At 54.9% G+C, this 11804-nt stretch carries 11 protein-coding genes; 2 read left to right on the forward strand and 9 right to left on the reverse strand.

Annotated elements, in window-relative coordinates; genetic code table 11:
* Positions 1 to 127: 127 nt before the first annotated feature.
* From recC to rppH, 9 genes are all read right to left on the reverse strand, one after another.
* A complete protein-coding gene (gene recC / locus ACMGGH_RS01025; protein ID WP_045260902.1) occupies positions 128 to 3502 on the reverse strand; it encodes an exodeoxyribonuclease V subunit gamma in 3375 nt (1124 codons plus the stop codon).
* A 12-nt stretch (positions 3503 to 3514) separates the two neighbouring features.
* Positions 3515 to 3838 (reverse strand): prepilin-type N-terminal cleavage/methylation domain-containing protein, encoded by a 324-nt coding sequence (locus ACMGGH_RS01030; protein ID WP_048960720.1) that lies wholly within the window; start codon positions 3836 to 3838, stop codon positions 3515 to 3517.
* Positions 3823 to 4224, reverse strand: coding sequence for a DUF2509 family protein (locus ACMGGH_RS01035; RefSeq protein ID WP_048999249.1), 402 nt, complete (start codon positions 4222 to 4224; stop codon positions 3823 to 3825). The genes ACMGGH_RS01030 and ACMGGH_RS01035 overlap by 16 nt, the downstream gene beginning before the upstream one ends.
* The gene (locus tag ACMGGH_RS01040; RefSeq protein ID WP_088204222.1) at positions 4221 to 4781 is read right to left on the reverse strand and encodes a prepilin peptidase-dependent protein; all 561 of its coding nucleotides are present in this window, start codon (positions 4779 to 4781) and stop codon (positions 4221 to 4223) included. The genes ACMGGH_RS01035 and ACMGGH_RS01040 overlap by 4 nt, the downstream gene beginning before the upstream one ends.
* Positions 4772 to 5236, reverse strand: coding sequence for a prepilin peptidase-dependent protein (locus tag ACMGGH_RS01045; RefSeq protein ID WP_136343734.1), 465 nt, complete (start codon positions 5234 to 5236; stop codon positions 4772 to 4774). The genes ACMGGH_RS01040 and ACMGGH_RS01045 overlap by 10 nt, the downstream gene beginning before the upstream one ends.
* A gap of 184 nt (positions 5237 to 5420) precedes the next feature.
* Positions 5421 to 6215: a thymidylate synthase gene (gene thyA / locus ACMGGH_RS01050; RefSeq protein WP_047367463.1), complete on the reverse strand. Its 795-nt coding sequence runs from the start codon at positions 6213 to 6215 to the stop codon at positions 5421 to 5423.
* Positions 6216 to 6221: 6 nt separating this feature from the next.
* The gene (lgt, locus tag ACMGGH_RS01055; protein WP_028014284.1) at positions 6222 to 7097 is read right to left on the reverse strand and encodes a prolipoprotein diacylglyceryl transferase; all 876 of its coding nucleotides are present in this window, start codon (positions 7095 to 7097) and stop codon (positions 6222 to 6224) included.
* 192 nt (positions 7098 to 7289) lie between these two features.
* The gene (ptsP, locus tag ACMGGH_RS01060; RefSeq protein ID WP_028014285.1) at positions 7290 to 9536 is read right to left on the reverse strand and encodes a phosphoenolpyruvate--protein phosphotransferase; all 2247 of its coding nucleotides are present in this window, start codon (positions 9534 to 9536) and stop codon (positions 7290 to 7292) included.
* Positions 9537 to 9548: 12 nt separating this feature from the next.
* Positions 9549 to 10079 (reverse strand): RNA pyrophosphohydrolase, encoded by a 531-nt coding sequence (gene rppH / locus ACMGGH_RS01065; protein WP_013098553.1) that lies wholly within the window; start codon positions 10077 to 10079, stop codon positions 9549 to 9551.
* Between the two features lie 683 nt (positions 10080 to 10762).
* Here rppH and mutH point away from each other — a divergent pair.
* Both mutH and ACMGGH_RS01075 read left to right on the forward strand, forming a co-directional pair.
* Positions 10763 to 11455 carry a DNA mismatch repair endonuclease MutH gene (gene mutH, locus ACMGGH_RS01070; RefSeq protein ID WP_028014286.1) on the forward strand — a complete coding sequence of 231 codons (693 nt, stop codon included), beginning with the start codon at positions 10763 to 10765 and terminating at the stop codon, positions 11453 to 11455.
* A 128-nt stretch (positions 11456 to 11583) separates the two neighbouring features.
* On the forward strand, positions 11584 to 11802 hold the full coding sequence (locus ACMGGH_RS01075) for a YgdI/YgdR family lipoprotein (protein WP_014885085.1): 219 nt from the start codon (positions 11584 to 11586) through the stop codon (positions 11800 to 11802).
* Positions 11803 to 11804 lie beyond the last annotated feature (2 nt).

An 11804-nucleotide genomic window follows, 5' to 3' on the forward strand; every position in this document is an offset into this window, starting at 1 on the left:
ATCACGGCTACATCATTAACAAACTGCGTGCTGGACACGCCAACATCTCATTCTTTGGGTACATCAGTCCGTGATAAGAAGTGCATCATAAATGAACACCCCATACTGCGCAATTTTTATACAGCGCTCAGGACTGATTAAACTTAAACAACGGTAACAGGTAGCGCTGTGCCTCTTCCGTAATAGCCTCGAAGTATTCTGGCTCAAGCGTTCGCCATAGACGTTGATACCAGACATCCTCACCTTCACCGCGTACCATCATGTTTCCTTCATAGGCCTGCATAAATTTACTGCGCGCTTTCTGCAGCGAAGCCTCATCCGTTAACATCGCATCATTCTGCGCGTCATAACAGGCTTTTATCCACGCACCGCCACTTTCGGGCAGTAACAGGAGGGGTTTGTTCATTCCCTGAAGATAGCCCTCAATATACAAGGACAGATAGCGTAACGCCTGTTCTGCCTCCATGGGTGGGAAGCGCCATTCGCCCTCTTTGCGCACGAAGATCCGGCTTTCACCTTTATTCCCACCCGCACTGTAGACAAGATGTTCCAGCCAGAGTTGCAATCCTTGTGAAACGCTGAGCAGAGAAGGCCGCCAGCGCAGTAGCCCATCTGGCTGAACCTGGGTTAGCCAGCCCGTGAGCTGTATGCCCTTGCAGCTGAGATCGATTTCGATGCTGTGTCCGGGCTGGCGGTGCTCCCTGACGCGCTCCGCCAGAGCGGTCATCTCCTGGCACTGCGCCTCCCAGACGATTTCCCCAAACGCACCGTAAGGTAGTTGCCCTGCGGCACGGTAGCGGCGGTAAAGTTTGTCTGCATCTTCCTCTTCAACCAGCGCATTAAGCAGCTGGAGGTTTAGCTGATAGCGCTCCAGCCCTTCCAGAGTAAAGGGTTCTGCATCAGGAATTTCGCTCTCTTCAGAGCGGAAGTTGACCTGTAATCGCTGCTGGAAGAAGGCGCGCACCGGATGCGCCCAAAACCGCTGAAGCTGTTCGAAAGTCAGAGTGTTAATGGGCAGCGGATCAAGCGGCTGAATAAAATCCGTATGGGCTCTCCCCTCTTTTTTCGCTGCTGGCAGCCATTCGCGGGCATAGCTCTGCTGTTCGCTGACAATATAGTTTACCGGGTCAAACGGCATGCGGCTGTGGATACAGGTAATGTGCGCCTTCACCCGCTGCTCGCTTTCATCGCAGTTAAGCGCCTCATCCCCAGCCAGATAGTGGCTCTGGCCGATATAGTCCACCAGTTCCTGCACCAGAACGGAGGGGAAGCGCTCGCTGTTGTCCTGAATGGAACGACCGATATAGCTGATATAGAGCTTACTTTGAGCGGAGATGAGCGCTTCAAGGAAGAGATAGCGGTCATCATCACGACGGCTACGGTCACCCCGCTTTGGATCTGCGTTCATCAAATCGAACCCCAGCGGTGCCAGGGCCCGAGGATAAATACCGTCGTTCATGCCGAGCAGGCAGACCACCTTAAAGGGAATTGAGCGCATTGGCATCAGGGTACAGATATTGATGGGGCCTGCCAGGAAACGCTGGCTGATTCGCTCCTGGTCAAGGCGCTGCGTCAACTCATCTCTCAGCAGCGACAAAGGAATCGCTTCGCGATAGTGGGAATTCACGCCCTCGTCAACGATAGCCTGCCACTGCGTTTCAATGAGCGCCATCGCCGCTTCGGTGTCGTTGTCTGGCAGGAAGAAATCATTAAGTAACGCCCTGCACACCGGGAGCCACTCTTCAAGCGGACGCGGCTGCATTAGCTCACGGCGCCAGCGGTTAAGCTGCATCAGCAGAGAAGCTAAATGCCCTACCAGGTCAGCAATCAAACCGCTGGACTCATCGTAAGGCAGCACTTCGTTCCACTCGCCCTGGCTGCTCTCCATGGCGTAGCCCAGCAGCATACGCGTCAGGCCAAACCGCCAGGTATGCTGGCCGGTTGGGGGAAGCTCGAACTCCTGAACGTTATCGTCATCGATGCCCCAGCGAACGCCTGATTCGTTTACCCACTGGCGAAGGTAGCGCAGCCCTTCTTCATTGATGTTGAAGCGGGCTGCCAGCACGGGAACATCCAGTAACGCCAGAACATCTTCGGAGATAAACCGGCTATCCGGCAGTGAAAGCAGGGTGATAAATGCCTGCAATGCCGGGTGCGACTGACGGGCACGACGGTCAGAGATGGCGTAAGGCAGATATCGCTCACCCGTCGCACTGCCGAAGACGGCCTGAATAAAGGGACTGTAGCTGTCGATGTCCGCCACCATCACCACGATATCGCGCGGCGTCAGTTCAGGGTCGTCCTGCAGCATCGCCAGCAGCCGATCGTGAAGCACTTCGACCTCACGCTGCGGGCTATGACAAACATGGATCGTGATACTGCGATCCTCGGCGTCCAGCTTCCGCTTGCTGTCGCTGCGCTCAAACTCTTTCGCCGTCACGCCCATGACGGCGCGGTTCTCCAGATCCAAAATATCTAACTGAATATTATGCAGCAGACTATCCGGGGCGATCTCGACAAAGGCGTCAACGTCACCTTCGCCTGATGACGTAATATCGGAGAGCATGTGAATGTAATCACGCCCCAGCTTCCCCCATGAGGCAAGCAGTGGATTGGGCAGGTTCTGGATGCCGTCTTCATCAAAAAGCTGCCCGGCAGTCGAGCCGTCTTTAAACAGCGGGACGGATCGTTCTTCAAAAAGGCGCTTTCGCTGGCGAGTCACCAGCCGCGCAAGCCAACGTTCGTCGAGGATATCCCCCCAATACTGTCGGCAAGGGTTGGTGAACAAAATATGAATATCGATATGTTTACCCAGCGCATTCAACGCTTTCAGATAAACAGGCGGTAATGCGGATATCCCACAGATAAAAACGCGTGACGGCAGTCGGGCTGGACGCGCCGACGCATTCTCGAGTATTGAGATAAACCGATCGTACAGGTTGGCACGGTGCCACTTAGGCTGCCCAAGTTTCTCCGTATGCTCGACCAGCGCTTTCCAAAGCGGTGCCTGCCATATTTGCGCCTCCGGTAACCCTTCAACCAGTTCGCCCGCTTCCCAGCGAATTAACCAGTCAGAACGGTAAACAAGGTATTGGTCGTAGAGATCGGCGGTGCGCGACGCCAGCTGGAACAGCTTGCGCTTATCGGTATCGTCATTGAGGTAGTGGCGCAGCATGGCGAATTCATCGTGCTGGAGCATTTCCGGCAGCAGCGCCATCAGCTTCCAGCTCATGCCCTGCTTGTTGAAGGCGCTCTGCTCAGGGATGTCCGGTAACACGCGAACAAACATCTCCCAGATAAAGCTCGCGGGCAGCGGGAAATCAATATTCGCGGCAATGCCAAACTTACGAGAAAGCGACATTTGCAGCCACTGTGCCATACCGGTGCTCTGCACCAGCACCATTTCAGGCTCAAAAGGATCGTCGAGCCGCTCGCGCTCAACGATAAATTCCATCAGTGCTTCCAGCACATCCAGACGATTTGAGTGGTAGACCCTTAACATAGACGCTCCCGACTACTGGCTAACCGGGCAATGCAGACGCGTTATTTCACCGCGTCGCCCCAGAGGAGAAATAAGTGTAACCGTGATGCTGACACATCCTGCGTGCGTTGTCTGCACCCGACTGGCCTGCCAGCCTGCGGGCAGAACATTTGTTGAGAGCTGAGCCTGATTCCAGGCATGGTGCCAGAGCTGACGATACTGGTTAAACAGCGTAAACCGCGCCGCCAGCGCCCGATGATAGCCGGCCAGTGCCGTGACGATGATGACCAGCAGCATCATCGCCAGCAGAACCTCAACCATGCTAAATCCTTTTTCTTTGCTTACGGCAGCTGGCATAGCGAACGTTCCTTTAGTGGGCAAAAATCACTCCAGCCGTGAGGCGAAAAGCGAATATTACCGTCAATAATCTCTCCTGAACGCCAGAGCAGCAGGTCGTTGACTCCGGCAATCAGTAAAACAGTGGTCTCACTCAGCCGCCGCAAACACACTTGCCAGGCGGGTGCCTTTTTGCACTGGACTTCAGGAGCGGGTGACCAGCTCTGAACGCGCCCCCACTCAAGCGCTGACTGTACAGAAGCCTGCTGCTGCAGCGAACGGCTCTCACCGCCAACGAGCGCGCTGAACGTTGTCAGCTGCTGGTTAAGGCCGGTGAGGATCAGCGTACCAAGCACCAGTAAAAGTAGAACCAGCGCCAGCGAAGACATACCGCGTTGACGGTTCACAGGTTGTACCCCGTGACCGTATACAAAGCCTGATAAGGCTCTCCTTGATCGCCGTTGCGCAGGGCGGACAGTTCGATATTCAGCTCCGGCGCAAACCCGGCGTGTGTTACTTTCCTCACCACAAAATGCGCGATGGCGAGCCTGTCCGGGTCCGTGAGCTTTTCCCATCCCTGACCTTCACACGAGGTTGCCCCACGAAGCGTTTCCAGCGCGCCCGATTCCAGACGAAAACCGGTGCTGTCGTTTTCTGATGCACTGCGGTCCCAGCGACCGTTACTGTTGGCATCCCACCGAACAATGACGCAGCTGCCCTGCCTTGCGATCGCCAGCCCTTGCCCCTGGCAGTTTCCCGCACAGTAACCCGCACGCTGAAGCTGTTTGCCGAGAGCAAACAGGCGCTGCCAGACCTCTTCTTCCAGCTCTCTCTGGCCGGATTGCAGTAATACCGCCTGATGCAATCCGGGTAGAAAGCGCGATGCGCCAATCAACAACAGGCTACTGATGGCCGTAGCAATCAGAACTTCTGTCAGCGAGAAACCGCGTTGTCTCATCGACATGAACCTCCTTGTGAGACCTTACACATTCTGATGCGCCCTCCGTCTGAGACCTGGATAAGCCATTCTCCGGCACGGCTTTGCAGGCGTATCCGCCCTGCCCATGCCGTATCCCTTAACCCATAGAACCCTAATGAAGGTGTGACCTCGCTCACCGCGACCTCTGGCCAGAGTGGAATCAGAGCAAAGGGGCTGCCCTTCTCACATCCTTGTACGGCAGCGCTCACCAGACACTCCTGTCCCCCAACCCGCAGCTGGGTTATGTGATGGTCGCGGTTGTACCGGTTGGCATCATTTCGCAGAAACACCAGATAGTCGCGCACCTGGCCGGCGGTTTGCCACAGCCGCTGCTGCCGCTGCCAGCTGTCCCAGCCGTACAGACCTGAGGCGCTGAGTATGACAACCAGCGAGACTGCCACCAGCGTTTCGATAAGCGTAAAGCCGTTCTCTTTTTTCATGCGGGAAGTGTGGCGATTCGCCGTGGGCGTGGCGAGCGGTGAATAATGGTTTTACGAGGCGTTATCCGAAGTATCAGGAGAGTTGCAGCGCGTTGCACGTTTTCTGGATAACGCCTCGGAAAACGGAATAAAGACGAAAAAAAACCGGCGCTAAACAGCACCGGTTATGTCACGCTTTACCGCATCAGATAGCGACAGGCGCTTTGATGCCAGGGTACGGGTCGTAGCCCTCAATCTCAAAATCATCAAAGCGGTAATCGAAGATCGATTCCGGTTTGCGTTTGATAATCAGCTTCGGCAACGCGCGCGGTTCACGAGTGAGCTGAAGATGCGTCTGTTCCATATGATTGCTGTAAAGATGGGTGTCCCCACCTGTCCAGACGAAATCACCCACTTCCAGGTCGCACTGCTGCGCCATCATGTGGACTAACAGCGCATAGCTGGCAATGTTAAACGGCAGGCCGAGGAACACGTCACAGGAGCGCTGGTAGAGCTGGCAGGAGAGCTTGCCGTCTGCGACATAGAACTGGAAGAACGCGTGGCACGGAGCCAGCGCCATTTTGTCCAGCTCGCCCACGTTCCAGGCGGAAACGATGATTCGGCGCGAGTCCGGATCGTTTTTCAGCTGGTTCATCACGGTGGTGATCTGGTCAATATGGCGGCCATCAGGCGTTGGCCATGCGCGCCACTGCTTGCCGTAAACCGGGCCCAGGTTGCCGTTTTCATCTGCCCATTCGTCCCAGATGGAGACGTTATTTTCGTGCAGATACGCAACGTTAGTGTCGCCTTGCAGGAACCAGAGCAGTTCATGAATGATCGAGCGCAGGTGGCAGCGCTTCGTCGTCACCAGAGGGAAGCCTTCTTGCAGATTGAAGCGCATCTGGTGGCCAAAAATGGAGAGCGTACCGGTACCGGTACGGTCGTTTTTCGGCGTGCCCTCATCGAGCACTTTTTTCATCAATTCAAGATACTGTTTCATGGTTCCTCAGGAAAGTTGTTGCTGTGGACGACGACGATACGCCCAAATCATCATAATGGCACCCGCGACAATCATCGGAATGGAGAGGATCTGCCCCATGCTGATGTACTGTACCCATTCGCCGGTAAACTGCGCATCCGGCTGGCGGAAGAATTCAACGATGATGCGGAACGCGCCATAGCCAATCAGGAACAGTCCGGAAACAGCTCCCATCGGGCGCGGCTTGCGAATAAACAGATTGAGGATGATAAACAGCACCACGCCTTCCAGCGCCAGCTCATACAGCTGGGACATATGACGCGGCAGCACGCCGTAGGTATCGAAAATGGACTGCCACTCCGGGTGCGACGGCAGCAGGGCGATATCTTCCGCGCGGGAGCCCGGGAAGAGCATCGTGTACGGTACGCTTGGGTCAACGCGGCCCCACAGCTCACCGTTAATAAAGTTGCCCAGACGACCCGCCCCCAGACCAAACGGGATCAGCGGTGCGATAAAATCTGACACCTGGAAGAAGTTGCGTTTGGTGCGTTTGGCAAAAATCACCATCACCAGGATCACCCCAATCAGGCCGCCGTGGAAGGACATGCCGCCGTCCCAGACGCGGAACAGGTAGAGGGGATCGTTCAGGAACACCGGGAAGTTATAGAACAGTACATACCCAATACGGCCACCGAGGAACACGCCGAGGAAGCCCGCGTACAGCAGGTTTTCAACTTCGTTTTTGGTCCAGCCGCTGCCAGGACGGCTGGCGCGACGGCCCGCGAGCCACATGGCAAAAATAAAGCCCACCAGGTACATCAGACCGTACCAGTGAAGCGAAACAGGTCCTACTGAGAAAATGACCGGATCAAACTCCGGAAAATGCAGATAACCACTGTTCATCTGTCACCACAAGATGTTGTTATTCCGCTGAAAGTGGACAGCGGTAGACATGCGATTCTGCCTTAAGCAGAGGCTCCAAAGTTGCGAATCATAGCATAAGGCGGGCGCGGAGGATGCGCCAGAGATGTAAAAGATGTGTATAGGTTTTTGTGCGCGCTGGCGCCCTCTCCACAAGGAGAGGACGAAAGACGATTAGCGACCACCGCGGATCAGGCCGCCCATACCGCGCCGTTCCATAAATGCCGCCACCTGGTGACGAACCTCTGCGGCCAGCTGCGCCTCAAGGCTGCGCTCAGCCAGCTCGCGGGCATCATTGATGTCGATATGCCGCAACAAATACTTCACGCGCGCTACTGCGCGGCCGTTCATTGACAAATGACGATACCCCAGACCAATCAGGATCGCGACACACATCGAGTCTCCGGCCATTTCACCGCACAGGCGGAGATCAATACCGTACTGTTCAGCCTCACGGGCAATCATCGCCAGCGCGCGAATGATCGCCGGGTGCAGGCTATCGTAGATACTGGCGACGCGGGTGTTGTTCCGGTCGACGGCCAGAATATATTGCGTCAGGTCGTTGGTACCGACAGAGATAAAATCAACGCGATTTGCCAGCTGCGGCAGCATAAAGACCATAGATGGCACTTCGAGCATAACGCCGATCCGTGGTTTCGGGATCGCATAGCCAATCATCTCTTCCACTTCACGACCAGCACGTTCGATCAGGCGCCGCGCTTCGTCGATTTCATCTATGCTGGTGACCATCGGCAGCAGGATACTGAGATTGCCCGTCGCGGCGTTGGCGCGCAGCATCGCGCGCACCTGGATCAGGAAGATCTCCGGCTGATCGAGCGTAATACGGATCCCGCGCCAGCCCAGACACGGGTTCTCTTCGCTGATGGGCATATACGGCAGCTGTTTATCCGCCCCGACATCCAGGGTTCGCAGGGTGACAGGCTTGTCGTTGAACATCTGTAACATCCCCTGATACTGCGCCACCTGCTCCTCTTCGGAGGGGAAACCGCTCTGCAGCATGAAGGGGATTTCAGTGCGGTATAAACCGATCCCGTCGATTCGGCTGCCAAGCTTCTCTTCGTGCTCGGGGCTTAAGCCGGCGTTGAGCATGACTTTGATCCGCTCTCCGCTTTTCAGCTGCGCGGGCAGGTTAACGTCATCTTCCGCCAGCTTGCTTAATTCATTCTCTTCGCTGATAAGACGCTGATATTCCTGGAGCAGAACCGGCTCAGGATCGACCAGCAGTTCACCGCGGTAACCATCAACCACCAGCGTGCGGCGGTGCAGCACCGAGGGCTGAATATCCGCCCCCATAACGGTAGGGATACCGAGCGCGCGCACCATAATGGCGGCATGGGAGTTCGCTGCACCATCACGTACGACAACCCCGGCGAGTCTGTCCTGCGGCAGCTCGGCCAGTGTTGTTGCCGAAAGTTCATCGGCCACCAGCACAAACCGTTTTGGCCAGGCATTCGGCCCCTGAATGGTATCATCGAGGTGGAACAGCAGGCGCTGTCCCAGCGCGCGGAGATCTCCCGCCCGCTCTTTCAGATAACCGTCGGTCAGGGCAGCGAACTGCTCGGCAAATTTTTCGATGACCTTTTTAACCGCCCACTCCGCGACTGCGCCTTTATCAACCTCAGCAAAAAGCTCACGGCGCAGACGCGCGTCGGAAAGCAGGTGCGAGTAGAGGTCGAAGATGGCCGCCGTCTCTTTTTGCGCACCAGCGGCAAAGCGCTTGCTGTAGCGACGGAACTCATTGGCCGCCTCTTCCAGCGCGGCAGTAAGACGCTCGCGCTCCAGCGCTTCATCAAGCGTAGAGGCTTCGTAGACCTGCTCCATCAATGGCAGCGTGGCGTCCATCCAGCCTTCCGCAATCGCCACCCCTGGTGATGCCGGAAGGGCGCGAATGCGCGTATGGCGGTACTGACCAAAGAGCGCAGCAAGCTGAGACTGAGAGAGGATCGCCGCCATCTGTGTCGCCAGCGTGACGAGGAAGGACTCTTCGCTTTCATCATACTGACGCAGCTCGCGCTGCTGGACGACCAGCACACCGAGTAGCTGACGACGCTGAATAATCGGCACACCCAGAAACGCGCGGAAGCGTTCTTCTTTTACGGAAGGGATGTATTTAAAGCTGGGGTGTTTTTGCGCGTCGGCAAGGTTGATAGGTTCAGCCAGCCGCCCAACCAGACCGACGATACCTTCATCAAATGCGAGCGTTACGGTGCGCCCCCGCGGCTTTTTCAAACCGCGGGTCGCCATCAGGTAATAGCAGCGCCGATCGTGGTCGGCCAGATACACCGAACAGACCTCGGTCTCCATCGCAAGACAGATGTCAGTGACCAGAATATTCAGCGCCTCGTTGAGGCGCGGAGCGCTGGCCACCTTCTCGACTATTTCTCGCAAGCGGGTGAGCATGATTTGCGTAGCTTAACCTCTTTTACGTCGCCAGGCAGGTGCGCTCTGCGGCTTAGGCGGGATCTCCTGAAGCTGCATCACCACACTTGCAAACTCTTTCATCACCCTACGGTAAACATCGCGCTTAAATGACACGACCTGACGAACAGGATACCAATAGCTCACCCAGCGCCAGCCATCGAACTCCGGCGTACTGCTGGTTTGCATATTGATGTCCGAATCGTTGCCCACCAACTGCAGAAGAAACCACTTCTGTTTCTGGCCGATACAAACCGGCTTTGTGTCCCAACGCACCAAACGTTTCGGTAACTTGTAACGCAACCAGTTGCGGGTCGAGGCAAGGATGCGAACATCTTTTCGGCTTAAACCGACCTCTTCAAAAAGCTCCCGGTACATCGCTTGTTCTGGGGACTCTCCCGGATTGATCCCGCCTTGCGGGAACTGCCAGGAGTGCTGACCATATCGACGGGCCCACATGACCTGGCCCTGACGATTACAAATTACTATTCCTACGTTCGGGCGGTAGCCATCGTCATCAATCACCGGACTACCCCAAACTAAACCTTATATATGAATGATTGTTTCACACTACAGTGAGGCGGTAAACCACTCTCTTACAGGCCTGCAACCTAATAACATTTGAATAACTCACAAATAAGCGCAGAGTTATAAACAGATGTGCGGTCTCAAGGGCAATTTTATTCACCTTTTCTGTGGATATAGTTGTGAAGAAGTGTCTGATTACCGATGAACAACCTGAAATGGCCTCTGCCCTCCCATTTCTCGCCTTCAACATAAAGTCATATTTTTCATTATTTTATATTCATATCGACAAACAAAATGCAGAATAGCGTGACGATCGTCACAGCAGGGATCGTCGTGCTGATGAAAGATCGAACAGCGTCGGTTTTATCCACAGATTGTGCCAATAAGTTAGGCACAATTTGTCTGAAATTTGGATTTTCGTCGCACGTCAAGGCTGTAAATTGAAACAGTAGTCAGGGTTATGCCCAGTTATCCCATTTTTCTGTGGATAACATGGTGTAAGATCCTGTTTATTGTCAGTGACCAGATTTGAACAACCCGTTTTGCGTCCCTGATGAAACCGTGAAAACTTCATAAAAAAACCTATAAATCATGCACATGGAATATTGGTACAGAAAAAGTTAAACTCTATCCACAGGGGACTGTTTCTTCGTTTATTTTTTAATCAAAAGGTTATCGTCATGCATCCGCTTTCACCCTTGCTCTCACCGCCTTCGAGCGAAAGCCAGTTGCTACAGCAGGCTCAGCGCCTTGCAGGCTTCTCGCTGGGCGAACTGGCGGCGATGGCAGGGCTACAGATCCCGAAGGATCTGAAACGAGATAAGGGCTGGATCGGCATGCTTCTGGAGCTGTGGCTGGGGGCAAGCGCCGGGAGCAAGCCAGAGCAAGATTTCGCGGCCCTTGGCGTAGAGTTAAAAACTATTCCTATCGACCGCCAGGGTCGGCCCCTGGAGACTACCTTTGTCTGCGTTGCGCCCTTAACCGGCAATACCGGCGTAACATGGGAAACCAGCCACGTGCGCCATAAGCTGAATCGCGTGCTTTGGGTTCCGGTTGAAGGTGAACGGCAGATCCCGTTGGCTGAACGCCGCGTTGGCGCGCCGCTGCTCTGGAGCCCGGATGAAGAAGAGGAGCATCAGTTGCGCCTGGACTGGGAAGAACTGATGGACATGATTGTGCTCGGTCAGGTCGAGCGAATTACCGCCCGGCACGGAGAAGTTTTACAGCTGCGCCCGAAAGCGGCAAACAGCAAAGCGCTTACCGAGGCGATCGGCGCGATGGGCGAACCCATACTGACGCTGCCGCGCGGTTTTTATCTCAAAAAAAATTTCACCGGCGCGCTGCTTGCTCGTCATTTCTTACTTAAAACATAGTTTTTTACTTATTTTGCGAGCTCACAAACATAATCGCCTGGTTTTTAAGATTTTACCGCTTCACCCTGTTGCTATAACGGGTTAATACTACACTATGATTTGATACGAGCCAGATGAGGACGATAACGATGAAAAAATGGGCGGTGTTAATTTCAGCAGTCGGGTTGGCGTTTGCCGTTTCGGGCTGCAGCAGTGATTACGTCATGGCGACGAAAGACGGCCGGATGATCCTGACTGACGGTAAACCTGAAGTCGACGATGATACCGGTCTGGTCAGCTACCATGACCAGGCAGGCAATAAAATGCAGATCAATCGCGACGAAGTCTCGCAAATTATTGAGCGATAACA

It is taken from the genome of Enterobacter sp. BNK-16, from assembly GCF_048684955.1.
GTDB lineage: Bacteria > Pseudomonadota > Gammaproteobacteria > Enterobacterales > Enterobacteriaceae > Enterobacter > Enterobacter bugandensis.